The sequence below is a fragment of the Lysinibacillus sp. EB106-09-02-XG168 genome, assembly GCF_058791475.1.
Genome location: NZ_JBYTDN010000003.1, coordinates 2,218,743 through 2,242,488 on the forward strand (window position 1 = coordinate 2,218,743; position 23,746 = coordinate 2,242,488).

General features: G+C 33.8%; 30 protein-coding genes and 1 pseudogene. 18 read left to right on the top strand and 13 right to left on the bottom strand.

Translation table 11 applies throughout. The annotated features are described in order from the left end of the window. The first annotated feature begins 109 nt into the window (after positions 1-109). The 4 genes from AC3WSO_RS11745 to AC3WSO_RS11760 all read left to right on the top strand — a co-directional run bounded on the left by AC3WSO_RS11745 (position 110) and on the right by AC3WSO_RS11760 (position 3,569). On the top strand, positions 110-328 hold the full coding sequence (locus tag AC3WSO_RS11745; protein WP_492530947.1) for a YozE family protein: 219 nt from the start codon (positions 110-112) through the stop codon (positions 326-328). A gap of 113 nt (positions 329-441) precedes the next feature. After that, positions 442-1,149 carry a purine-nucleoside phosphorylase gene (gene deoD, locus AC3WSO_RS11750; protein ID WP_492530949.1) on the top strand — a complete coding sequence of 236 codons (708 nt, stop codon included), beginning with the start codon at positions 442-444 and terminating at the stop codon, positions 1,147-1,149. Positions 1,150-1,407: 258 nt separating this feature from the next. Beyond that, positions 1,408-1,626, top strand: coding sequence for a hypothetical protein (locus AC3WSO_RS11755; RefSeq protein WP_492530950.1), 219 nt, complete (start codon positions 1,408-1,410; stop codon positions 1,624-1,626). Positions 1,627-2,060: 434 nt separating this feature from the next. After that, positions 2,061-3,569 carry a transglycosylase SLT domain-containing protein gene (locus AC3WSO_RS11760; protein WP_492530951.1) on the top strand — a complete coding sequence of 503 codons (1,509 nt, stop codon included), beginning with the start codon at positions 2,061-2,063 and terminating at the stop codon, positions 3,567-3,569. Between the two features lie 264 nt (positions 3,570-3,833). On the opposite strand, the gene AC3WSO_RS11765 is transcribed toward AC3WSO_RS11760, so the two are convergent. Then, positions 3,834-4,091 (bottom strand): DUF3953 domain-containing protein, encoded by a 258-nt coding sequence (locus AC3WSO_RS11765; protein ID WP_492530953.1) that lies wholly within the window; start codon positions 4,089-4,091, stop codon positions 3,834-3,836. A 501-nt stretch (positions 4,092-4,592) separates the two neighbouring features. Between AC3WSO_RS11765 and AC3WSO_RS11770 the strand changes: the two genes are divergently transcribed. Then, complete coding sequence (locus tag AC3WSO_RS11770; protein ID WP_492530954.1) at positions 4,593-4,940, top strand: hypothetical protein; 348 nt, start codon at positions 4,593-4,595, stop codon at positions 4,938-4,940. Between the two features lie 133 nt (positions 4,941-5,073). Here AC3WSO_RS11770 and AC3WSO_RS11775 read toward each other — a convergent pair whose 3' ends face one another. Then, positions 5,074-5,349, bottom strand: a complete 276-nt coding sequence (locus AC3WSO_RS11775) for a hypothetical protein (protein WP_492530956.1) — start codon at positions 5,347-5,349, stop codon at positions 5,074-5,076. A gap of 478 nt (positions 5,350-5,827) precedes the next feature. Between AC3WSO_RS11775 and AC3WSO_RS11780 the strand changes: the two genes are divergently transcribed. Beyond that, complete coding sequence (locus AC3WSO_RS11780) at positions 5,828-6,373, top strand: nucleoside/nucleotide kinase family protein (protein WP_492530957.1); 546 nt, start codon at positions 5,828-5,830, stop codon at positions 6,371-6,373. Positions 6,374-7,510: 1,137 nt separating this feature from the next. Then, positions 7,511-7,600, top strand: a complete 90-nt coding sequence (locus AC3WSO_RS11785) for a hypothetical protein (protein ID WP_492534332.1) — start codon at positions 7,511-7,513, stop codon at positions 7,598-7,600. A gap of 238 nt (positions 7,601-7,838) precedes the next feature. On the opposite strand, the gene AC3WSO_RS11790 is transcribed toward AC3WSO_RS11785, so the two are convergent. The 5 genes and pseudogenes from AC3WSO_RS11790 to AC3WSO_RS11810 form a co-directional block, all read right to left on the bottom strand. Continuing rightward, positions 7,839-8,387 (bottom strand): Ig-like domain-containing protein, encoded by a 549-nt coding sequence (locus tag AC3WSO_RS11790; protein WP_492530959.1) that lies wholly within the window; start codon positions 8,385-8,387, stop codon positions 7,839-7,841. Beyond that, positions 8,320-8,517: a hypothetical protein gene (locus AC3WSO_RS11795; RefSeq protein ID WP_492530961.1), complete on the bottom strand. Its 198-nt coding sequence runs from the start codon at positions 8,515-8,517 to the stop codon at positions 8,320-8,322. Before AC3WSO_RS11795 ends, AC3WSO_RS11790 begins: the two co-directional genes overlap by 68 nt. A 149-nt stretch (positions 8,518-8,666) precedes the next feature. Continuing rightward, a complete protein-coding gene (locus AC3WSO_RS11800; RefSeq protein WP_492530963.1) occupies positions 8,667-8,957 on the bottom strand; it encodes a hypothetical protein in 291 nt (96 codons plus the stop codon). Positions 8,958-8,963: 6 nt separating this feature from the next. Then, complete coding sequence (locus AC3WSO_RS11805; protein ID WP_492530965.1) at positions 8,964-9,374, bottom strand: hypothetical protein; 411 nt, start codon at positions 9,372-9,374, stop codon at positions 8,964-8,966. 8 nt (positions 9,375-9,382) lie between these two features. Beyond that, positions 9,383-9,583, bottom strand: a pseudogene (locus AC3WSO_RS11810) (IS3 family transposase); the annotation flags it as partial. Between the two features lie 926 nt (positions 9,584-10,509). On the opposite strand from AC3WSO_RS11810, the gene AC3WSO_RS11815 reads away from it, so the two are divergent. Beyond that, on the top strand, positions 10,510-11,280 hold the full coding sequence (locus tag AC3WSO_RS11815) for a CsxC family protein (RefSeq protein WP_492530967.1): 771 nt from the start codon (positions 10,510-10,512) through the stop codon (positions 11,278-11,280). Positions 11,281-12,140: 860 nt separating this feature from the next. Here the strand turns inward: AC3WSO_RS11815 and AC3WSO_RS11820 are convergent. After that, positions 12,141-12,458, bottom strand: coding sequence for a DUF6176 family protein (locus AC3WSO_RS11820; RefSeq protein WP_492530969.1), 318 nt, complete (start codon positions 12,456-12,458; stop codon positions 12,141-12,143). 409 nt (positions 12,459-12,867) lie between these two features. Between AC3WSO_RS11820 and AC3WSO_RS11825 the strand changes: the two genes are divergently transcribed. From AC3WSO_RS11825 to AC3WSO_RS11835, 3 genes are all read left to right on the top strand, one after another. Beyond that, on the top strand, positions 12,868-13,755 hold the full coding sequence (locus AC3WSO_RS11825; RefSeq protein WP_492530970.1) for a DMT family transporter: 888 nt from the start codon (positions 12,868-12,870) through the stop codon (positions 13,753-13,755). Positions 13,756-13,921: 166 nt separating this feature from the next. Continuing rightward, the gene (locus tag AC3WSO_RS11830; RefSeq protein WP_492530972.1) at positions 13,922-14,227 is read left to right on the top strand and encodes a hypothetical protein; all 306 of its coding nucleotides are present in this window, start codon (positions 13,922-13,924) and stop codon (positions 14,225-14,227) included. Positions 14,228-14,375: 148 nt separating this feature from the next. After that, positions 14,376-14,828 carry an NUDIX hydrolase gene (locus AC3WSO_RS11835; protein ID WP_492530974.1) on the top strand — a complete coding sequence of 151 codons (453 nt, stop codon included), beginning with the start codon at positions 14,376-14,378 and terminating at the stop codon, positions 14,826-14,828. Positions 14,829-14,962: 134 nt separating this feature from the next. Here the strand turns inward: AC3WSO_RS11835 and AC3WSO_RS11840 are convergent, their stop codons facing one another. The 3 genes from AC3WSO_RS11840 to AC3WSO_RS11850 all read right to left on the bottom strand — a co-directional run bounded on the left by AC3WSO_RS11840 (position 14,963) and on the right by AC3WSO_RS11850 (position 16,175). Beyond that, on the bottom strand, positions 14,963-15,142 hold the full coding sequence (locus AC3WSO_RS11840) for a hypothetical protein (RefSeq protein WP_492530976.1): 180 nt from the start codon (positions 15,140-15,142) through the stop codon (positions 14,963-14,965). Between the two features lie 280 nt (positions 15,143-15,422). Next, positions 15,423-15,665, bottom strand: a complete 243-nt coding sequence (locus AC3WSO_RS11845) for a hypothetical protein (protein WP_492530977.1) — start codon at positions 15,663-15,665, stop codon at positions 15,423-15,425. A 366-nt stretch (positions 15,666-16,031) separates the two neighbouring features. After that, the gene (locus AC3WSO_RS11850; RefSeq protein WP_323650038.1) at positions 16,032-16,175 is read right to left on the bottom strand and encodes a YjcZ family sporulation protein; all 144 of its coding nucleotides are present in this window, start codon (positions 16,173-16,175) and stop codon (positions 16,032-16,034) included. Positions 16,176-16,661: 486 nt separating this feature from the next. Here AC3WSO_RS11850 and AC3WSO_RS11855 point away from each other — a divergent pair, with 486 nt between their 5' ends. From AC3WSO_RS11855 to AC3WSO_RS11875, 5 genes are all read left to right on the top strand, one after another. Then, positions 16,662-17,519 carry a RhaT/GlcU family sugar-proton symporter gene (locus AC3WSO_RS11855; RefSeq protein WP_492530979.1) on the top strand — a complete coding sequence of 286 codons (858 nt, stop codon included), beginning with the start codon at positions 16,662-16,664 and terminating at the stop codon, positions 17,517-17,519. Positions 17,520-17,533: 14 nt separating this feature from the next. Further along, the gene (gene gdh / locus AC3WSO_RS11860; RefSeq protein ID WP_492530980.1) at positions 17,534-18,319 is read left to right on the top strand and encodes a glucose 1-dehydrogenase; all 786 of its coding nucleotides are present in this window, start codon (positions 17,534-17,536) and stop codon (positions 18,317-18,319) included. A 156-nt stretch (positions 18,320-18,475) separates the two neighbouring features. Next, the gene (locus AC3WSO_RS11865) at positions 18,476-19,087 is read left to right on the top strand and encodes a class I SAM-dependent methyltransferase (protein WP_492530982.1); all 612 of its coding nucleotides are present in this window, start codon (positions 18,476-18,478) and stop codon (positions 19,085-19,087) included. A 131-nt stretch (positions 19,088-19,218) separates the two neighbouring features. Next, positions 19,219-19,788 (top strand): hypothetical protein, encoded by a 570-nt coding sequence (locus tag AC3WSO_RS11870; protein WP_492530983.1) that lies wholly within the window; start codon positions 19,219-19,221, stop codon positions 19,786-19,788. A gap of 282 nt (positions 19,789-20,070) precedes the next feature. Further along, positions 20,071-20,925 carry a leucine-rich repeat domain-containing protein gene (locus AC3WSO_RS11875; RefSeq protein ID WP_492530985.1) on the top strand — a complete coding sequence of 285 codons (855 nt, stop codon included), beginning with the start codon at positions 20,071-20,073 and terminating at the stop codon, positions 20,923-20,925. 648 nt (positions 20,926-21,573) lie between these two features. Here AC3WSO_RS11875 and AC3WSO_RS11880 read toward each other — a convergent pair. Further along, complete coding sequence (locus AC3WSO_RS11880) at positions 21,574-21,699, bottom strand: YjcZ family sporulation protein (protein ID WP_492530987.1); 126 nt, start codon at positions 21,697-21,699, stop codon at positions 21,574-21,576. A gap of 487 nt (positions 21,700-22,186) precedes the next feature. Here AC3WSO_RS11880 and AC3WSO_RS11885 point away from each other — a divergent pair, with 487 nt between their 5' ends. After that, positions 22,187-22,711 carry a GNAT family N-acetyltransferase gene (locus AC3WSO_RS11885; protein ID WP_492530989.1) on the top strand — a complete coding sequence of 175 codons (525 nt, stop codon included), beginning with the start codon at positions 22,187-22,189 and terminating at the stop codon, positions 22,709-22,711. Between the two features lie 121 nt (positions 22,712-22,832). On the opposite strand, the gene AC3WSO_RS11890 is transcribed toward AC3WSO_RS11885, so the two are convergent. Next, positions 22,833-22,937: a YjcZ family sporulation protein gene (locus tag AC3WSO_RS11890; RefSeq protein ID WP_386828324.1), complete on the bottom strand. Its 105-nt coding sequence runs from the start codon at positions 22,935-22,937 to the stop codon at positions 22,833-22,835. A 273-nt stretch (positions 22,938-23,210) separates the two neighbouring features. Here AC3WSO_RS11890 and AC3WSO_RS11895 point away from each other — a divergent pair, with 273 nt between their 5' ends. Continuing rightward, positions 23,211-23,621 carry an NUDIX domain-containing protein gene (locus tag AC3WSO_RS11895; protein ID WP_492530992.1) on the top strand — a complete coding sequence of 137 codons (411 nt, stop codon included), beginning with the start codon at positions 23,211-23,213 and terminating at the stop codon, positions 23,619-23,621. The last annotated feature ends 125 nt before the right edge of the window (positions 23,622-23,746 follow it).

A 23,746-nucleotide genomic window follows, 5' to 3' on the forward strand; every position in this document is an offset into this window, starting at 1 on the left:
CTTAAAAGATTGCGCTACTAGTTATAGTGGAGAAACGATATTATTGTGACTAAGAAGGTATTTTTTGATAAACTAGCGGAAAGCAGATGATTAAAAAGGGGATTTAAGTATGAAAAAGAGCTTTTATTTGTATGTATTAACATTCAGAGGTGGAGATTGGTCAGATCCGAGGGTGCGGTTTGCAGAGGAAGTGTTCAATGAGCATAATTTTCCGAAGCAGAGCATGGACTTTGATGAGCTTTCTTCATATATTGAATCTTACGCCACAGATAACTTAAAAATAGAAGTATTTGATGAGTTGTGGTCATTATACGTAGATCTCGCGTGATATAAGTGGAAACAATAAAATTTATTTCAAGTTGCTAGACGTCTAGCATTGCGAAAATATGAGAAACACAGTATTATTTATAGTGATAACTGACAGAAAAGAGGGATTGCAGTATGAGTATTCATATTAATGCAAAAAAAGGCGAAATCGCTGACACAATTTTACTTCCAGGAGATCCATTACGAGCAAAGTACATTGCTGAGACATTTTTAGAAGATGTTACTTGCTATAACGAAGTTCGTAACATGTTTGGTTATACAGGTACGTATAAAGGTAAACGTATTTCTGTTCAGGGAACGGGTATGGGTGTGCCATCAATCTCGATTTACGCTACAGAATTAATGCAAGAATATGATGTTCAAAAATTAATCCGCGTAGGTACTTGTGGTGCAATTCAAAAAGATGTAAAAGTTCGTGACGTTATTTTAGCGCAAGCTGCAACATCTGATACACGTATGAACCAAATCATTTGGGGTGGCGCTATCGACTTCGCACCGATCTCTGACTTTGATTTATTATTAAAAGCATACAATGCAGGTAAAGATGCTGGTTTAAACTTACAAGTGGGTAATATCTTTACAGCGGATTTATTCTATTCTGATGAGCACCAAAACGAAAAATTAGCTCAATACGGCGTACTTGCTGTAGAAATGGAATCAGCAGCACTTTACACTTTAGCTGCAAAATATGGCCGTAAAGCACTTTCTATCTTAACAGTAAGTGACCACATTCTAACTGGTGAAGTAACATCAGCAGAAGAACGCCAAACTACATTCAACGACATGATCGTTGTTGCACTTGAAGCGGCTATTCAAGAATAGTCTTATCAACGGTTTGAAGTTTGGAATAAATTTCAAAGGGACTAAAAGGGACTACACTAAAAATTAAAAAGATTTTTAATCCTCAATGGGTGACTCAATAAATGAGAGCCTGTTGAGGATTTTTTGATTATAAAGAGTTGAAAAGCTCAACACAATTTCCTTAATAACTAAGGAAAAAGCTAAACTCAAATTTCGTAAAGTGGAGATTAAAATATCCATTTTACTACCTAAAATAAAACAGTGAAAAGGAAGATTTAAATGGGAATTATCATTAAGCATCACTCAAAGAAGGATCAGGATTATTATAATTCTACAACTTCGGAGAGTGAAAAGGATAACCGAAGTAATGCAATTAAATTTTATGAAATCGGTGCTTTTGAGTTTGAAGATTTGCCAATGGTTGAAGCAACTATCGGTAGAATATTTGGAGAATTTAAGAAAAAATCCATTCTCTATTTCCTCCTTCTTTACTTGTAATTGTAAATGAAGTAGTAAGTGATAGCATCAATGTATTTTTAATAGTAGTAGGATTTGTGCAACTTTATCGTTTGACCGTTACTCATAGCGAGACGATTAGGTCTAAACGATTTTAAGTTTGAGCTAGATTACAACAACAATAGCAAGCTTACAGAGCCATTTAACGAGACTGTAAGATTTGGCTTGGGCTTTTTTCAATGGACTTTAGGAAGCTTACCTATGTCACAAAAAAGTAAAAATCCAACAATCACTATTTACAATCTTTTCACCGAATTAAATAACATATGTTAGATCTGTCATTTATCACTCAATCCTGTTAAATAAAAGAAACATTGATATTACCCCTATCTCAAATATTGGGTTTATGATAACATATATCTGAATCTGGTAACTTTGGAAAATATGAAATATGAAAGGAAGTGTAATAATCAGATATGAAAAAGATATTGAAACCATTGGTTAGTGTTATTGTCATTGGTGCCCTCTCTCTATCTATAAATATAGATAAAAATGTATTAGCTAATGATATTGCAAATACTTGTAAGTATGATTCGGCATCGAAAAAAAACCCTGATTATTCTACAATGAACTGTTTGTTAACCGAAACAGCACTGAATTATGATGTTCCTCCTGAAATTGTGAAGGCAATAGCGGAAGGTGAAAGTGGAAATTGGCGTCATTTCGATATGAATGGTGAAGCGATTGTGACAGCTGATAACGGGATTGGCATTATGCAAATTACAAATCAATCCGGCTACAATCAAGATAGACTAAAAAGCGATATTGTCTATAATATTCAAGCTGGTGTAGAGACTCTAGATAATATGTTTAAGCGGAAGGATTTACCTAGCATCAACGGTGGGGAGAGAGATGTACTGGAACATTGGTACTTCGCTATCATGGCTTATAACGGTACTAAGCCAGTAAATAGTCCAATTGTCCAAGCAACTGGTGAAAGAAATGCAAATGCCTATCAAGAAAGAATTCTGCAAATTATTGATAAAATGGAATTAATACACTTAACAGAACTTCCTTTTTTACGCGAACATTTTCAATATGACTCTAACAGCAGGGGAAATATTAAATTTTCAGCGATGAACTATCCTTTTGATTTACCATTAACAAAATCAAAGTATTTTTTTGAAACAAATCAAAAAGTTAGTGCAACAACTACTAATGTAAAATTTAGGACAAGACCTTCTATGGATAGTCCTTTTAGTACTTTACGTGAAGGCGAAATTGTTACCATTACGGGTCCTTTTGAATATGAAAAAGTATCAACGAAGAAAAACCATTTTGTTTGGTATCCTGTGAAAAGAAGTGACGGGACAGAGGGGTATGTAGCATCAAGTTATTTAAACTACTCAGCTTCAACGCCAACACCTCCGGTAACACCGCCAACAACGGGTAACGTTGATGTATCAAAGTTTGCTGATTACAATGCAAACCAATACTGGGCTGAGGATTTTAAGTGGGCAGTCAACATCGGTATCATCAGTGGAGACCCAAACGTGAAAAACCCATCAACAGGTAAGTACGAAAACTTACTTAAACCGTACAATAACTTAACGGAAAACCAAATGTTATCTATCCTATTTCGTTACTTCAAACCATCAGAACTAGCTTCAACGATAGCTAATACTTCATGGTATGGAGACGTAAACTACCAACTGGCTACAAAATACTCTCTACCAGTTCTAGGTGCAAACACAGCATCCAAACAAGCCATTGCAGGGAAGGATATCACACGGGGTAACTTCGCTCGTATCTTAGCTTCAATGCATTATGGTAAGACTGTATCTCAGTCAGAAGCTATTAAATTCCTTCGTGATAATGGTTTAACAACTACTAAAACAAATGAAGACTTTAAACCAAATGGTTCTCTAGCAAGAGCGCACACAGTGGCATTCTTCCACCGTTACGAACAAAAATTCAATAACTAAATTGCTACTTACAAGTGAAAAGGTGACTATAAAAGTCATCTTTTCTTTTTTATGTTTAATAAATCCTTTCTTGACACTCCTCGAACCTTTCATAACTAAATTCATTGACCCAGATTGCTTGATGGGAGCTACAAAGTTTTGTGTTAAGCTACTGGAGTGATTGAGAAAGCATAACAAAAGGACTTGCGTGATATAATTATAATCATAAACTCAAGTCCTGTTCTTCTGGAATTAATGCGCACGTTAGTTGAATATTACTTGTATTTAATTAATTATAATGCCTCTAAGCGCAGAGAATAAAATGTATAACGAAGTGCATATAAGGAAGATAACCCATAATAAACTCCTAGTTCTTTTATATTCTCGTAACCCCATTATAAGTAACGTTATACTCAGAAGTATGAGCATCAATGGTAGTAAGTTGTAGTTTTCCGCAACTTTGCTGTAAATACCAATTAACATAACAAGGATTGCAAAAAATATTTGAAATAACATTAAAACATCAAACTTTTTTTCTTTCATTTATTTATGCCTCCCAATGATAATCTGTCACTTTCAAAAGATACCTTTTATAAACTAATCTGTTTCACTAGTTGAATAACGGAATATTTTACAAATATTGGTGATAAATGAATGGTATGACTGACAGAAATGCTTCGCTGTTACGAAACAACGAGTCGAGCAGGCTAAAGTAGCTTAGAAACCTATTCAACAATAAAGCACAGCGATTCATGGAGAAATTCCTATACAATACTCCAATTAAATAATTATCCAAATAGTAGCGGTATCTAAGGGTAAATGTATTATGCATACACTCGCAGCACTCTTAAAGCTTCCGACCCAGCAGCATAGAAGTTTATAACTTGTTGTGGGAAAAATAAAGGTAGATGCTGATTAATTTTTTCTTCATATATAAATCCTGCATTTAATTCTTTTAATCTTTTAAGTTCTAAACAAGCAAATAATAATTTATGTGAATTAGAAAATGATTTGGCTTTGCAAGCTGAAAAGAAAAAGGAATACATGAATGAGTACCAAGTGATGCTATTTGATTTCATGCAATCACTACCATTAGCAGATAGCTTAAAAGATAAATTGTACAAGGTTGTATTAGCTACTCAGATTCAAAGTGCACCTGAGTTTGTAAAAGCTAAAAACGTTCTATTCAAAATAGCAATGGATATTAAAGAAGGTGTACTTACAGTTACAAGTACATTAAGAGCCATATTTGTAGGATCTTACAGTAAGGCTGTAGAGCGTTCTAACTTGAAGCCTAATAAATCAATATCTGTAGAAAAAACTCCATCAAAAGAACGCCCAGTACCTTTTTACAATTGGTTAGAGGATAGGGATATTGTTAAACAATATTAATTCCTGCACTTGCATTGCCGATAATATCGTCAATTTCAATAAAACCTGTTGTCGACGAAATATAAAATATCATTAATAAACGATCACCTACAGTTACCGGAATCAGTGGGATACTAGCTGAAGCAAAAGTTATTTATCCATTTGGAAAAGGACCTATTATAGGTGGAGTTAAATCAACGCTGGCACTTGTGCCAGTAAAAATATTACTACCTTCAGGTGCAAGGAAAATTTGAGCTCGAATTGTTGCAGAATCATTAAAAAGAAACCCACCTGATGGGGAAAATGTTGCTGAAATTGCTGTGATTTTACCATCACGTGGTACCGCGAAGGCTTCAGTTAAAAAGTTAGTTAAATTAATTGTATTACTTATAATAGGTACAAAGTTAATAGCGGTACCGAATCCTAACAAGCTGGCCTCTATACTTCCCAAAAAATCCCGAACGATAGTGTAATTCCAGATGAAAATGGAATTATTGAGCCATCAGCAGGAATGGAAGGATTTATACAGTTTACATCATTAGCCGTAAATGTCCCGAACCTATCGCATTTAAATATTGATGATTCATTATTACACCTACAATTATTCATATGATGGTTATCTCCTTTTTGTCTTTATCCTATGTAGTTAAGAGTAGGGGAACAAAGGCTATCAACCACGCTTACTGGTATTAAATCTAAACAGGGTAATCGAAATAATAACTGCTAATGAGAGTGATAGCCTTCCACAATCAATAGGTAGTAGACCATATAATTTGGAGAACTGGATAGAACGGTAGATGTGAGAAATAGTTATCCAAACGAATGTGGCATAAGGTATTATAAAGCTGTAGACGTAGTTTAGTTGGACAAATGGTTTAGAGAATAGAAATATAAAAGTGGGGGAATTTATGAGAAAAGGAAAGCAACCACTAGTTATTGCTATAGCTGCGGTTTCTGGTGGAGGAAAAACGACTATATCGACTCACCTAAACGAAAGATTACAAAATTCTAAAATCCTATTTTTTGATGAATATGATTTTGATGGTCCTGATGACATTATAGATTGGATTGACAACGGAGCTAATTATGATGAGTGGAACTTGGCTCCTCTCATTAGAGATATAGAAGCGTTACTAAATGAACCTTTAGATTACATAGTGCTGGACTTTCCGTTTGCCTATAAACACTTTGAAACGAGTAAATTCATAGATTTTGCTGTGTTTATTGATACTCCTTTGGATATTGCAATGGCACGTCGAGTATCTAGAGATTTTAAGAATAATTCTGTAGAAAATATTTTAATGGATATAGAGAGTTATATTTCACAAGGAAGGCGCGGCTATCTAGAAATGTTAGAAAAAATAAAACCAAATTCTGACCTCATGGTCGATGGAACTTTACCTGTATCCGAAATTGTAAATATTATTTCTCAATATATAGAACATATTTATTAACAGTTATATTTTCTCCTTAGAAAGATTTTACTTAAGATAACTATGGTGCATAGTTAAATAATCCAAAAAGACCACTCCGTGAAGGATGGTCTTCATTGTTATCTATAAAAGAAAAGGGGCGACTTTGGCGATCAAAAAGCGACCAACATCATAAATTTGAATAACTTTATAAAAAGTTAAATACATTAATATGCAATTAATAAAGAGTAAAACGTTGTTAAATCAATGCTATTGAAGTATCTTGTTGTTCTAAAAAGTACACGTAATTCAACGACATGATCGTTGTAGCTTTAGAAGCAGCAATTCAAGAATAGTTGATTTATCAACGTTTATAGCGAGTCTATAACATTAAGAATAAGAGCAACCGAGCAAAAATCGACCATTTTATAAAATGTAGTCAAAGCAGTCGGTTGCTTTTTCTGTATCTTTCATGGTTAAGAGACTGTAGGTATTAATTGTTTCTTGAATGTTAACATGTCCAAGTTGTTCTTGGATGATTCTAAAATTAACATTTTTACTAACCATAAAGATGCGTAGCTATGCCTTAGATCATGGAATGTTAGATTAGGTAGATTGTGTCTTTCTAAAATTACTATCTGGATGTGAGGGGAAGACGTTCGTTTTTTTAAACAATAGATTAATTGGAGCGCCCTCATCATCCTTCATTGGTGTCATAGCTTCACCTGATGCAAGTTGTAACTTCTTATGATCCTTTGCTTTATTTCACTCATTAACTCAACTGGTACATGGACAATACCAGATGTTGTAAAAAATATGACTTTGTTATAAAAAAATAGTTAGTTTCAATTACGCCTTCCATATAGTCTGTGGAGGGCTTTTATTATGCAGAAAAGGAAGGTGTCAAATGAAAACAAGACACATTAGCTCATTTTAAAAGTGAGTACCTGTTCTTTTTTATTTCCAAAAACTTCCTTATAAAGGGTGTGGAATGATGAAAGAACAACTGATTAAAGCAATGCAGCGTAACCAATTTTTAAATAGTTTTACGAGGCAAGCCAAGTGCACATTTACTATCAATAATGTTTTGGCAGTTGTTCCAATCATTCAAAAGGAGCGCTCCGTTGTATGTTGAATATTGAACAGCGTCAATTATTTCATAAGTTTGTGATTTTAGATATGGCAGTTCAATCATTACAGCGTGATTTCAAAGTGATAGAAAATCTTAAAATGAGTAAGGTCTACTTGCCATCCTTGAAAAGCTTCTAAAGGACATAACACAAGAATATTACAACTCAAAGAGGCTGTTAGCCAAAGATAAAATTAGTTAGTAAAATGGGAAAAGATAGACGAATACTTTAGAGATGTACATGTAGCGACAGTAGGGAATGATGTGGTTCTACGATATGCTAATATGTCATTAAAAACTCAGGTTGAAAATTTATTAATTAGTCATCAAAATAAAGACCAGGAGCTCATAAATAGCTGAGTACCTGTTTTTTTTGTCTTAGTATTCTCTTACTTCAAATGAAGCAATTTTATCATGTACGATATATTCCGTTACCTTTTTGTAAGGTGAAATTGTTTTAGAAAATTTAAATGTCGATGTGCCTTGAGCACTATCAAACCATTTCAAATAGTCATTTAATACTTTATTAGTAACGTCATACTCTTTTGTTATACCGTTTACTAATGTGATGCTTAAAATTGCATTTGAAGATTCATTGCTTGGTTTCTTAACAATTACTGTACTAGTGGCTGTAATTTCAGTGCCTTCAATTTTGGCTGTAATTATTACTTCACCTTCACCAACTGCATTTACATTTCCATCTTGATCTACAGTGGCAATACTTTCATCATTAGAAGACCATATTACTTTTGCAGTATCTGGAGTAACTGTTGCTTTTAACTTATCTTGACTACCTTCTAGAAGTTCTAATACATTTCTATCTAAAATGATCGATTTAGATTCTGTACCTTCGAGTTTTTTAACAGTAACTATACAATGTTTCAACATAGTTACTTGAAGAGGATGCTTTACCAAACTCTGATTCATTCGAAGTCATTTTAGGTATTAAATTTTCTGAATAGCCATCTTCAGCATGTGCATTTTCAACGTTATAGCTAATTAGTACTAGTAGTATTAATGCTAGATAAATAAAACCATTTTTAAATATATTACTCACTTATGTATTCTCCTTTAAAGTTAGTAAAGGTAATTTCTCTAAATAACCTTTAAAGACAACTTTGACCAAAACGAGACTTATTTACCATAATAAAAATCGTTTATTTTTAATAATAAAAAGCCACTCATTTGAGTGGTTTAATTTTTTATTTATTCAAATGCCATAGTCCAATTTCCATGGGCTATTATATCAAAGAAATAAATTGATGTATCTTCTACTTTTTGAACTTTAGAGCCACTGTAAGCACCAATTTCATTTACTAATAAAGCACTATCATTTGCTTTAACTGCAAAATTGCTAGAGCCATCATGTGTAAAAGAAACTTTCTTTGCTCCTTTTGATATGTTCATAAACACAACACTATCACCCATACCAGAAACTTTACCTTCTGGTGATACATCTTTCGGGATGTCTTGTGACATGTTGATTGTCCACTCCACTTGCGGTTACCTCATATAAATATTCACCAGCTGGTATAGCATATATTTTTTTCCTGAATAGTTACCTATCTCATTTACTACTAACTTTAAAGTATTAGCATTTGAGTCTAATAACTTTACAGCGAAGTTTCGTGAACCTTGATGTGTAGCATCGATAATTACAAAACCAGCATCTAACTTGACTTTTTTAGTAACAGAATCACCTGATCCTGACAATTTTAAAGATTCTAATTTGGCAAGTCTTTCAGCTTCAGCTTTTTCTTCTGGTGTTTCCTCCTTAGGTTTTGCAGTTGTTTCTACTTTTTCTTTGTCTTTAGTGTCTTTAGATGATTCGGTGTCGTTTATAGGTACCACTATAAAAACAACAACTGAAATACCAAGAACAAGACCACCTTTCACGAATACGACTGTAGTCATAACGAACGACCTTCGTGTTCTACAAAAATCGCTTTAATTCCTTTTTTTAGATCGGCGTCTGAATCCGGTAAATCTATTTTCTTTGCGATGTCATAGAATGTACTTCTTGGAATGTCCGCTAACGCCACAAGTGCCTTTACTAAAGATTTATGCCTTAATTCACAAATGATTTTTACTTTGTCTTTTTTCGTAGTGATTTTTCCAGATTGTATGTCCAATAAAAAATCGACACGTACATATACCTCCATCCTGTAAGCATGTATACACGGTGGGGTGGAAAGAAATTGTTCAGCAGAAGATTGAAAACAATTGTTCAAACAGAAAAAACAACCAAAGATTGGCTGTTTTCTCGGCGTTTAAACAAAAAGATTCCATATGTATTTAATTCCATCCCATATAGCTAAAGCTATGATTACTGCTAGAATTCCTTTAAAAATATCTTTCATGTAAGCACCTCCATTGAATTGGCTATTTATGTATTTACGGAAGAGAGTTATAAAAGTTTCATTTTTTTAGATACAAGCGATATTGAAATCATTACCTGAACAATATAAGTAAGGTGCTATGTAAACGCAATGCATTAATTGATGAAGCAGTCAAGCGGTTAGCATGAGCCTAATTTATTAAGAGTATATTAATGTTGGATAGAAAAGGGGATGGGGATTATTGGATTATTAAACATTATTACGACCGCTTTCGGGATTAGCATGATAACATTGTTTGTTTTTCTCTGGTCAACTGATGAGGACAAATGGAGTTTAAAAGGTATATCTTCTTACGCAGTTCCTCTAGCATGTGTCTATTTTGTTGTTTTTGTGCTTGTGTAAAAGATTGAAATTTCTTCAACACAATATAGTGAACTTCCTAACACTAGCGAAGTTCACTAAAAAATGTTGTAAATTGATATTGTGAAGTAATAACAAAAGTGCACGGAAATGGCTAAACGCTGGTTAACTAAACAATTAAAATCAGGTGATCTAGAACTTTAATGCTCAATTTTTATCTTTTAAAAATTCATTTTTAAAATATTAGAAAATAACTAGTATACACATCCATACATAGATTTAATCGCTACATATCCTAGCAATATAGAGAGCGCTCTCTAATACTAATAAAATGAAAAGAGGGAATTTTTTTGAGTCAATCAGAAAATCTAAATCAAATATCACCATGTCCAGTAGAATCAACTGAACTAGTACCATTAGGTAGTGAGATTACTCCACTAATCGCTACACCGGTTACAGCTCCAACTATTAAAATTCCAGTTGTACTTGCAGAACCAACACTTCAAATAGTTGTGGAATCAGATATTACGCTGAATCCTGCTGCAACTGAAATTAAAAGAGTGAAAAAAAATGTATTCCTAAATCAAGTTAAATTAGTGCCTGTTAGATTTGCACGTATTGATAACACTGACTTTTTTAGGGTAACAAGAGCTAAATTATTTGTAGCAGGACATATTCGTAAAAATATTGAATATGCTTCAGCAGCATGTAATGGAGCGCTACAAGATAGAATTGCCGATGTTCCGTTTTCTGGTTTTACAGAACTATTTTTCCCACAAACAACTGGAGGCCCTACTCCAATCTTGGGAATTTCTGAGTTTGCCGAAGCGAACTTCCTGAATGAAAGAACTCAAATGGATGCTAGATTAGATAAGGCTTTCTTCCAAAATCTCGTGAAATACAATGAACAACCATTTGGCGAGTTAGTCGCTGCAAACTTCTTTGAACTTGATTTTTCACCAGTTATGGCATCACCAGAAGGTACTTTTAGCACATTGCGTGAAAAAATTGTTCTGGATCTTACAGTAAAAGTACTGCAAGTTCAACAAGTCCGCCTTGGAGCTGGTAGTACTGTAGTTACTCCTGTTCTGTTCGGACTTACTCCTCCTACTAGTCCTTGATAATCGCTAGTTTTTAGAGGTACAGAACAAAAAAGTAGTTCACGGCAACAAAATGTAATCGAAAATAACCTTATATTATTAAATGAGCACTACTAAAAATTAAATATTTGAGTTGGCAGTTGAAAGTTCAGTTGAATCTGAATTTCAACTGCCTTTTTGCAATTTAACAAACAAGATTGAAGGCTAGTGGGTTGCAAAAGTGCATTTTTCAACAGTTCCCGAAAAAGATATCGAACAAATTAAATCGATAGAACGCACAATAATAAGATTTATCATCATTATTAGAACAATCGATTTAAAAGCCTATATAGCTTGATTTGTAGTTGGTGATAGATGTTGAGATTAGGCATGAATGACAATACTTGTTGCATTTGTGTTTCGAATAGCCCTGTTAAATTAAAAATAGGATGTCAATTCGCAATCCATGTCAATTACGATACTGTAGGAAATATCGAGTCTAGAACTAACCCAAGCCTTAAAAATACTCTCTGTTTTCTTTTTAAGTTCTTTAGTGCTCAACTTCTCATCAATACCTAATTCTTCTATATTAAACGTTTCTTGTATTCTATCTGTATATTTAGTATCAACCGCAAAAGTAACAGTTTTTTTTCATAAGAGTATCCTTCAATTCATTAAGAACAGAAAGTGAGTGGTTGAGGAAAGGTAATGTGCAATTTTAATGAACGGAAAAAAGTCTACTGTAGTGAAGTTAAACCAAGAGTAAAGGCATCATTTACATCGTTGCTTCGGCATTATTTGAGGAGTTATACGGAGATTGAGGAATCCATACAAAGGGACTTGCAGATTTAAAATTCAATCTCAAACGCAAGCCCTAAGTTTTCATTTGTTTAAGAAAGTGTTTAATTCATAGAATTTCGTACTTTTTCAGGAATCATCACTACCTCAGTTTGTAAATCTACAGGTTTAAAGGTTTTATCAATACATTCATCCCAGTATTCAATATGTTTTTTATCAATCCAATGTTCTGAATCATCGACATCGATTCCGCCTGTCCCTTGAACAACATACCAATACAAATATTCTTCTCCATTTAACATTTCTCGAAAAATCGTTTCAACGTACATTTTCTCGCCTTCAAGAGTAACTAGAACATCTTCCATATTTTCATTCAAGAAAGCTAACCACTCATTTACTTTTTCCGTTTTACCTTGTTTCACTCGATATTCATTGTACTTTGTTCCTTTATATCTATCTATTATCCATATTAATACCACTACATTTTAGCATAATATATATTATTTTCATATTCTTCTGAATTTTATTTAGTTAACCGGGGAAGAACGGACTTAACGGTGACTTTGTGATGAGGTGAATATATGTAAGACAAGATTGATAGGGGATATTCTGAATCTTTATTTCTAATTTTAATGGATTAAATACGATAGCTTCAAGAAATCTAATGAAATTGATGCAGGATATGGAAGAAACCTTTTTACAAAGATGATATGCGATGATACTATATATAAGGCGATGATTTCAAGGATAGAGAATTTTTTCCTAGAACTATTGAATATTCTCTTTTGATATTTCGTCAATTAAAGAACGACAGAAGGTATAGTAAATATCGTGACAAATCTAATGTATGTATTTTGTTTAATAGTTTGGGGTCTTAATTTTATTGCGGTGAAAATTCAAGGAACGCCAGTGAGCTTAGAATTATCCTTGACTTATCGACTAGTTATTACTGCATTTTTATTTATTGCACTAGTGTTATTTCTTAAACCAAAAGGGAAGCCATCACGTAAAGATATACCTTTTATCATAGTATTTGGTATATGTAATTTTGCATTAAGTTATTTATGCTTATACTACGCAACAATATTGAGCTCAGCAGCAATTGTAACATTAATCTTTTCATTAAAAGTGATATTGACTCCGCTAGCTCTTCGGATTTTCTTAAAAGAACAACTACATCCTCGTGTTTTGTTTGGAGGAGTGTTAGGAGTGGTGGGTGTTTGTGTCCTCATTTATCCTTCTTTAAGTAGTTTTTCTAGCTTAGATGTTTTAAAAGGTATTTTGATTGCTCTTTTAGGTACAGTACTTACAGCTATTGGTGATGTAAGTTCTGCGAGGAATGCCAGAGGAAAGATTGACCCTATTTATTCGAACGCTATTGGTTTTACCGTAGGAAGTATTTTAATGTCAGTCATTGTATTGTTCCAGGGGCAAAAGATCATAATCCCTACATCAATAACATACATATCAGCTTTATTGTATTTAACATTGATTGCATCTTTCCTAGCATGGCTATTTTATTTAAAGCTTGTTGACAGAATAGGTGCTGCAAAAAGCGGGTACATGGTAGCTTTATTTCCGGTAATTGGAGGTATAGCCTCTGTTCTAATTGGTGAATCACCTCTTTCGATTTATTTAATCTTAGGATGTCTGTCTAGCTGTATAGGTGCAGCTATAGCTTTAGGATTTAAAATTCCGCGTAGAATTAAGCAAAATTAAATTCTAGTTTTTGCGACAGCGTCTAAGGAAGTATGATTATAGTAGTCCACCCAGAAATGGGTGGATTTTTGTAATTGTTATTTCTTTTTCTACTAAGCGACTCCTTTGGAACTATCTGAATCGAGCTATTTTAAATGTGAAAGGTAAATGAAAGGAGGATTCTATTTTGAAAAAGACATTTAGTTTATTCATCGTTCTTCTTGTATTCTGCAGTTTGTTGGTTATGTGTAAAAGTGAAGTTAAAGCTACTTTTGTTGGGGTAATTGAGGAGATGGTAAACGATCAGAAAGCCGTAGTTTATGTAACTGAATCAGAAAATAATGCGGTTTACGGAATTGTTTATGTAAATCTTGCAAAGAATCTCGACGAAACATTTAAAGTTGGTGATAAAGTAAAAGTCGGTTATAACGGAAAAGTACAAGGTACGGCACCAATGGCTGTTACTACACTTACTGTTGAATTAGTTGAGTAATATAATAATGTTACAATGTCACATTGCATTGAAAAATTTGATCATTACTCTACTTTTCTCGTAAGGCTATTGAAAGAGAAAATTATGAGGTCTGATTTTATTATCTGTCAACATATAAACTAAAATAATTGTAATTGGAGGAGCAAAAATGTCTGAAGATTTAACAGTAAAAATGAATGAAGGAAAACTGAACATTCGGGTTGCAGCATGGATTGTTCACGACGACAACCTATTAGTAAGTCAATTTCCTGACGGGTCAATTTCTTTGCCAGGAGGAAGAGTACAGTTAAGAGAAACGAGTATTGAGGCAATCGAGCGTGAAATATTGGAAGAAACTGGAGTGCGACTAGGTACCCCAAAATTATTTGCGGTAATCGAAAATTTCTTCCACGATAAGGACTATTTTCACGAGATTTTATTTATTTACCGTGGTCAAATTCCAATTCAGCCAAAATACAATGGACAGGACTCCATTAGTCAAAAAATTAGTTGGCTCCCTTTGACAAAAGTGAATGAGTTGAAACCGGATATTCTCGGTAATTTATCCCAAATTGTAGAGATAGAGAAACTATATCATTTCACAAATATTGAAGCAAGATAACCCAACATTACTCTTATAAAGAAGAGGTACCTCACTACCTGAACACAAAATAAAAGGACTAGTATGGGTTTTTACACACAAGCCCTAGTGCTGAACGGCTAATAATTTTGATTTTGATAGGCGATCATAAATTTTTATTTTTTAAATATAGTTGTATTTTCTATACGAATTGAATCAACTTCACCACAATTTACACAAAATGTATATAGTTTATTTGCCCCCTTAAATGAACCTTTACTTGGCTTTACTGGGATATAGTCTGTAGCATCTGTAAATTGGGTACTTCCACATCTCTTACATTGTTTATTCGTCATATATTTCGCTTCTCAATCGAACTTTATCTACAGTTAAATTGTAACATAGATAGAGCGGTGTAATGGGATTAAATGGAAAAAATGCAAGCGTTTGATTTTTACCAAAAACGATTACTTATGCTAGTTGATTTAAGCTGCGCGCTATGGATTTCTCAGAATTAGATGGAATATCGAAAATAGGAGGGTATGATGATTGTTCTTTTATAAGTAGGTTGAAGAGGGCGCGTTTTTGGGGAGTATATAGGCATTTGCGTAGACTGTTAATCTTTAATAGCATAACCTATATCGATATCGAAAGGAGGAGAAAATATGCAATACGATTACAGACATGATGGTTATGGGGGACAATATGGTGGCAGACATCCATATTACCCGGTTTCACCAACTCATTTATATCCGAGCCAACACTATCCATCCCATCATTTCTACCCAATGCATTACTACCCAACTCATCATCGCCATCCGCACCACCATCATCAACACCACTATCATCCCCAACACCACTATCATCCCCAATACCCACAGCAGCCCTATCCGAACCCACGCTATTACTAAACGACAAGATCTTTATAGGGGTGATCGTTTTTATTGTTTAGGTTTATATTGAACGGATCATTGGAGGAAAGTGATCCGCTTAATAAAGGTATAGGGATAACTTAGTATTGAAAAATAAATTTAGTTAGTGCTGACAATACTTATAAATAAAATGTAAAGAAAAATTGTTGGTATTGAAATTTTTTGATGATTGCTGGGGAAGTGTGGACAAATTGGATCATTAAGCAAAGTTTACTTAAGTTAAAAAGGTCACTCTGTGAAAGTGACCTTGAATGAAGAGGTGTAAGGTATACACGTTTAATTATTTTAATAGCTCAAAATAATTATTAAAAGATTAATACATGAATGTAGCGCCGACAATAATTAAAAGAATGAACAGAACAACAATTAGAACAAATGTTGAACCGTTATTGCCACCTCCATAGCTATAACCTCCGTAGCAACAATTGTTGTTATAATTGCCACTGAACCATCCCATGAAGCATTCCTCCTTTCTACATCTATAATATGTATCGATATAGAAAGCGAGTGAGGTATTTATCCAACAAAAAGTACCTTAAAATTATAATTTTGGAAATAAATTATTCCGTAATTTACTTTGAATAAAAGGGCCACTGTATAGAAGTGACCCATAGTAACAAGGCGGTGTAAGCTAAAAAATTAGCTTATACTATTATTATGATGAAATAACTCTTTTGTATAGTGGATTGCCTTAGGAATTAATTAATAAATAGTAATGTAAAAAAATCCACAATGCAAGCAGGGATTCTATAAGACCAAGATAGCTTAATTGGCCATCTTGGTCTATTTTGTGTGACGATAGTGGAAGTATTACATAACAAATTAAAACAACTTCAATGGTAGTTCTAATTAAAAGTATAAAAAGCTTCACTAAGCGCAATATAAAAAAGTATTATAGATGTTTTGTTAAATCAAATATAGCGTTTAGTGAGGTGAAAGAAAAATGGATATTATCCTAGCGTTGTTACCAGCTCTATTTTGGGGAAGTATTGTATTATTTAACGTCAAGCTCGGTGGTGGACCGTATAGTCAAGTACTTGGAACAACATTTGGTGCACTTATATTCTCTATAGGTATTTACTTTTTTGTAAAGCCCGAGTTATCTCCTATAGTGTTTGGAGTCGGAATTGTATCAGGTCTTTTTTGGGCATTAGGTCAAGTAAACCAATTAAAAAGTATTGATTTAATTGGGGTTTCAAAAACAATGCCCATTTCAACAGGGATGCAATTGGTATCAACGACTTTATTTGGCGTGATCGTGTTTCATGAATGGTCGACAACAATGTCGGTTATATTAGGTATTCTAGCGCTTATTAGTATCATCATTGGTATTGTTCTCACATCACTTCCTAATCCAGAAGAGAAACAAGAAGAACACGGAAGCAACTTGAAAAAAGGGATTTTAATTTTACTTGTTTCAACTTTTGGTTATTTAGTATATGTGGTAATAGTACGCTTATTTGATGTAAGTGGATGGTCTGCTTTATTGCCACAAGCAATCGGGATGGTAATAGGTGGTGTTTTATTAACATTTAAGCATAAACCATTTAATAAATATGCGATTCGTAATATTATTCCTGGTTTAATATGGGCTGCCGGAAATATGTTTTTATTTATATCACAGCCACGTGTAGGAGTTGCAACAAGTTTTTCTCTTTCTCAAATGGGGATTGTCATCGCAACTTTAGGTGGAATTTTTATATTAGGTGAGAAAAAATCAAAACGTCAACTTATAGCAATTATTATCGGGATTGTATTTATTGTCGCTGCTGGTATTATGTTAGGAATTGCGAAAAGATAAAAGGAGGATCTTGTATGTATCCAGATTTAGAAGGAAAAGTTATTGTCATTACAGGCGCTGCGACGGGACTAGGAAAAGCAATGGGCATTCGCTTTGGAGAGGAAAAAGCGAAAGTAGTTATTAATTATCGTTCCAATGAAGCGGAAGTAAATGCTGTTGTGGAAGAAGTTAAAAAAGCAGGTGGCGAGGCCATTGCTGTACAAGGAGATGTGACTGTTGAAGCGGACGTCATTAATCTCGTTCAGACTGCTGTAAAAGAATTTGGAACACTCGATGTGATGATAAATAATGCAGGTATAGAAAACCCAGTCGCTTCTCATGAAATGCCATTAAGCGATTGGAATAGAGTCATTAATACAAATTTAACGGGCGCGTTTTTAGGAAGTCGTGAAGCGATTAAATATTACGTTGAAAATGATATTAAAGGAACGGTTATCAATATGTCCAGTGTTCATGAGAAAATTCCTTGGCCGCTGTTTGTGCATTATGCTGCTAGTAAAGGGGGCATTAAGTTAATGACAGAAACATTAGCCTTAGAATATGCGCCAAAGGGAATTCGTGTCAATAACATTGGACCAGGAGCAATCAATACACCTATAAATGCTGAGAAATTTGCTGATCCAGCCAAACGTGCTGATGTAGAAAGTATGGTTCCGATGGGTTATATCGGAAAGCCAGAAGAAATCGCTGCAGTCGCAGTATGGCTTGCTTCATCACAGGCTAGTTATGTAACGGGTATTACTCTATTTGCGGATGGTGGAATGACTTTATATCCTGAATTCCAGGCTGGTCGTGGATAACTAAAGGTGTGTAAAAAAGGTATCAAGGTTTCTTGATGCCTTTTTTGCCTTACATATGTTACAACAGAGGGTGTATCAAAAGGTAATTTTATACAAAAGGGAAATGATGTATGATTGTCTCAAGAAGGGATTATATTCAGGTGGGAGTGATAAGGTTTGAGTAATTCTTGGAATAGATTTATCTATAGGATAGGTTCTCCAATTTATGACAAGTTCTTTAATTCTGGTGTTTTTTTGAATGCTCGAAAACAAATATTTCAATCCATAGCATTTAATAATCAACAAAAAATCCTATTTGTAGGTGTAGGAACAGGCGCTGATTTAGAGTTAATTAATCATAATGATTTAAAAATAACGGCTATTGATTATTCACCGGAAATGCTCGGTAAAGCGAGGGCAAAGTTCGAACATTCTATAATTACATTTATAGAAATGGATGCTCAACATATGGAATTTGAAAATGAATCGTTTGACTATGTCGTAGCTAGTTTAATCCTATCGGTAGTACCTGACGCAACTAAATGTTTTCAAGAGATGACGAGGGTTTTAAAACAAGAAGGGAGAATAATAGTTTTTGACAAATTTGTTCCTAAAAACGAAAAACTGTCCTTGCCTAAGATTTTACTAAGACCCATTATTAGCCTATTAGGAACTGATATTGGTCGGAGCTTTGAAGAAATCTCGCCTGAAAATATAGTAGTGGAGGAAGATACGCCCATCATGCTCAATGGGATGTATAGGAAAATAATAATAAGAAAAATATATTGATATTTTTCATAAGTAGAATTAGGTAAAGCACTTAATAGTCTTGTTATTTAAGCCTATGTACGAATAACCTAAACCCTATAAATGAATTATCATATTCTAGTATTATTATCGATTGAAAAGAGGGTATGACAATGATGAATTCTTCCTGCAATTGTGATTGTAAAAATGTATTTCAATCGAATAAAGTATCTTCTTGTCCGATTTGTCAAAGTAGCTCTGTTAGGCTTCCTGCTCCAAGTAATTTTACGACAGGAGCAATATGGAGAAATCCATCTACAGAGACGATTGTTGTCTCTCTTTTAAATAAAACTGACGCACCCCAAACAGTAACAGTATCGGTATTAGATTGGCAAAATTGTGCCCAAGAAGAGATGCCAAAAGAAGCCTTCTTATGTGGAGAATCGCAACCTTCACCTTTTTATGACCCAGCAACGCCTCTTACTTTTACAATTCCTGCAAAAAAATTACTTGTAGTCCATGCAACTCCACCAAATGCTTGGCAACTAAGTGATCCATGTTATGAAGTGCTTGTTAAAACTCCAAGTGATCCAATCATTCCTGGTGATCCTGTAATTCCAGGTGATCCAATTCTTCCTAACGATCCTATTATCATGAATACATGGGGGATTAATATTGCAGGGGTGCCTCAAGAAGGAAATACGGTGTTCCATCGCCAGTTTCAACGAACTATTTTTATTTAGCTTCATTCAGCGGATGTCACGGAATCGGAAAGAGTGCACATAGGATGGTGGCCTAAAATTATTGCATCTATGCGATATCCGCTAACTGATCTACATAGTATTACTGGGCGAAAGCGTAGTGTAAACGTAGCGGCAGCATCAAAGGTCTTCCGAGTGACAGCTAAAATTACTTCATGAAGAAATCGATTTCTCACACCGACTACTTGTAAATTCGAAACACTCGTTCTATTCTAAAGAAGAATATCAAGTTAAGGTTTTGAGATTGAAGTGGGAGGAAAGAACATGAAAATAAACTTATCACAGAAGAATTTACAAACTTTGCCTATCATAGAGGAAGCACTAATAAATGAAATAAAAGAATTAAATCTTTTTGATAATGATTTAATAAAAATACCTGAAGAAATCTTTGAAATGACAAGTATGGAGGTATTGAACATCTCTGCCAATAAGATTTGCGAAATGCCTTCAAAAATAATGAACTTAACAGAGCTAAGAATGTTAGATGCAGGGCATAATGCTATAGACCGTATTCCTCCAGAAATCGGTCACCTTTTGAATATGGAAGATTATTTGTATTTTCATAACAATAAATTACAATCAATTCCACGTGAAATCGGCCATCTGACAAAAGTAAAATATTTAAATTTAAGTGATAATAGTTTAAAAAATTTGCCCGAGGAAATTGGAAATTTAACCAAACTAGTAGAGCTACGTGTAATGAATAATCAATTAACAGAGTTGCCAAATAGAATAAGTAGTTTAACTAATCTAAGAGAATTACACTTGAAAAATAATCAAATTACATCTCTTCCAGAGAAATTTGGAGAATTAGCTTTATTACGAGTTTTAGATTTAGAAGACAATCAATTAGAAGATATACCGCATTCATTAAATAAATGTCAAAAATTAAGACGATTAAATTTGAGACATAATCAATTTAAAACATTGCCTGAAGATATTGGTAACTTACAAAATCTATTAGAACTAGATTTAAGAAGTAATCAACTTTTAGAGTTACCGAAATCCTTAATGGATATTAAAGGTTTAGAACGTCTAGATTTAAGATGGAATCATCAATTGAGTGTCCCTAGTTGGATAGAGGTTTTGGAAGAAAGAGGATGTATTGTATATTTGTAGACTTTGAAAACCGAGCCTGGAAAACAGGTGGTTGTAGTCTAAACCTTCCAAATAGTACAAAATCAAGTGTTGTTTACGGTTTGTCTAGAAAGTGTGTAGAATAATGTAGTATTCTTGTCAGAGGACCAGTCACTCATTAATAAAATGAGTTCTGGTCTTTTTGTATTTAATATTTGAAATCGATTTGAAGAACAACTTTGTACTGAATAAAATGGCTCCATCGATGGATAGTTGAAAATATATATAGAAAACAGGGCATCCTGGTTAGAATTTAAAGTTGTAAGAGATTTAATAATAGTAAGTAAACTGGAAAATGAAATGGGATCCTCACTGAATTGTCTTATATGTACATAGGAAAAATTCCTAAGCGGTGCTAAGTATGATTCTTTTTATGATATCCCGGTAATAAAAGAACTTGAGGAAATGAAAAGTTCTAATCCAATTATCGTAGAATCGAAGTATTTTAATCGCCTATTAAAAAGCGTGAGACAAGGGTAGTAACATTCCAATGAAGAATATAAAAACGTAAAAAAGGACTTCCGTTATTGGTTCAATTCATACACGCAAGCCCTAGAACGGAGACATTACATGTTAATTGTCTGTAATCAAACACACATCATAGTGGTTCAAAACAGAATAGCTTTTATGCTACGCACCGCTCCATATTAATGTTCTTAATAAATAAACCAAGCCAATACCGGCAATAATCAAAAGAATGAATAGAACAATAGCAAAGGCAAAATTCGTCCCTGAGCCATAAGATGAATAACTCAATGCAGCTCCCTCCTTCCTGTAGAAAGAAAAGGTAGTATATATTAATAAACGATGTAACAATACGTTGCAGCCTTTATTTAAAGTGTGATTCAGGGCATTCATTTCCACTTAGTTTTTTTCTACCATGTTGATTGAATGTAGGATTTCCCACCTCATCTAGCTAATATAAGCAAGCGTCCCATCGTGTCTTCACGGGATCACTATGATACTTCCTTTTATAGGTATACTATGTTTTACATAGTAACGAACTCAGGGCAATTTACCTTTTTGTATATAGGAATTAATCCAGAATGATTGATAAAAGGGTTCAGCACTGCAAGTTAAGGATGAAGTTGCTCAATTGATTGGAATGAGAAAACATTACGTGATCCATTTATATTTTTACATGTGTAAATAAAAAAGTATTGTTCTACCTAAAATTCTGTACCAATTATCACCATTTTTGTATAGAATCTAAGATAACTTAATTGGAAATGGAGTGAAGAAGATGTTTCCTATTTTAGATACTGAACGATTAGTGTTAAGAGAACTTACTGAACATGACGCCCAAGAAGTATTAAACTGTTTTTCAAATCCTGATGTATTACGCCACTATGGGCAAAATCCTTTAACAAATATAGAGCAGGTTAAACAAATAATTAAAAATTTTTCAAAGAATTATGATGAAAAACGTGGAATTAAATGGGGAATTTCATTAAAAGGACAAAAAGGTATTATTGGTACTATCGGCTTTCAAGAGTGGTCTACTGAGCATAAAAGAGCTGAAATCAGCTATGCACTTTTTCCTGAGAGCTGGGGAAAAGGGTATGCACAAGAGGCTATTAATAGAGTCCTAGCATTTGGCTTTCAAGAGATGGATTTAATACGTATTGGAGCTATTGTTTTTACTGAAAATGAAGCTTCAAATAAACTATTAAGCAAATTAGGCTTTGAAAAAGAAGGGATCTTAAAAAATTATATGCACCAAAATGGTGTTCCGTATGACACTAATATTTTTTCTTTAATTAAATAAATGTAAGTAGAAAAAAAGGGTCACTGGAGGAAAGTGACCCTTAGTCATTCATATAGAAGGTATAGGGATAAATTAGTATTACTTTAGTATGAGCAATAGAGATATTGGAGGTGTCGTTTAATTAGTAACTAATGAAAGTAGCGCCAACGATAATTAAAAGAATGAATAATACTACAATTAAGACAAAAGTGGACCCTGAGCCGTAACCATTACCTGAACAACTCATTTTTACTCCCTCCTTTCTACAATATATAATACGTAAAGCTGTAAAAAGGAGAGATGGTAATCATCTAACTTATAAAAATAAATAATGGATTATAGTTAGAAATAATTTTTCCTATACTTTTACATTTAATTTTACGAGTATAATAGTTATGAAGAGGGCGTCTACTACTTGGCGGAGTGAATGATCTTCGTAAGTAACCATTCAAGATATATATTTTACATTTTGAAGTTATATACATCCGATAGCAGCTAGTTATTATAGGAGGAAATACAAATGGAAAAAGTGAAATCACCAAAAGTTGGCGTTGGGGCAGTTATTCTAGATAAGGCTAACAAAATTTTACTCGTTTTACGTAAAAAAGCACCTGAAGCAGGCTGTTGGAGCTTACCGGGTGGTAAGGTTGACTATATGGAAACAATAGAAAATGCGATCATACGTGAAATAAAAGAAGAACTTGGAGTGGACATCGAAATTACACAATTGGTATGTGTGACCAACCATATTATACATTCAGAAGATGTTCATTATGTAGCGCCTACTTTCACTGCTCATATTACGAATGGTGAAGTGGAAAATAGAGAACCGCATGCTTTAGAGAAAGTGCAGTGGTTTTCAATAAATGAAATTCCAGAAAACATTACAATGACTACAGAATACGCACTGAAACAGTTAAAGCTTATGTAATTTAGGGGAAATACGGGTACAATCTTATTCGACCTGGGTGGTACACAGTATGACAGTGAAAGCATGCTGCATATGCCTAGAAACATTTAAAATGAATACCCGCAGAAACGTTGTGAAGAGGGGAT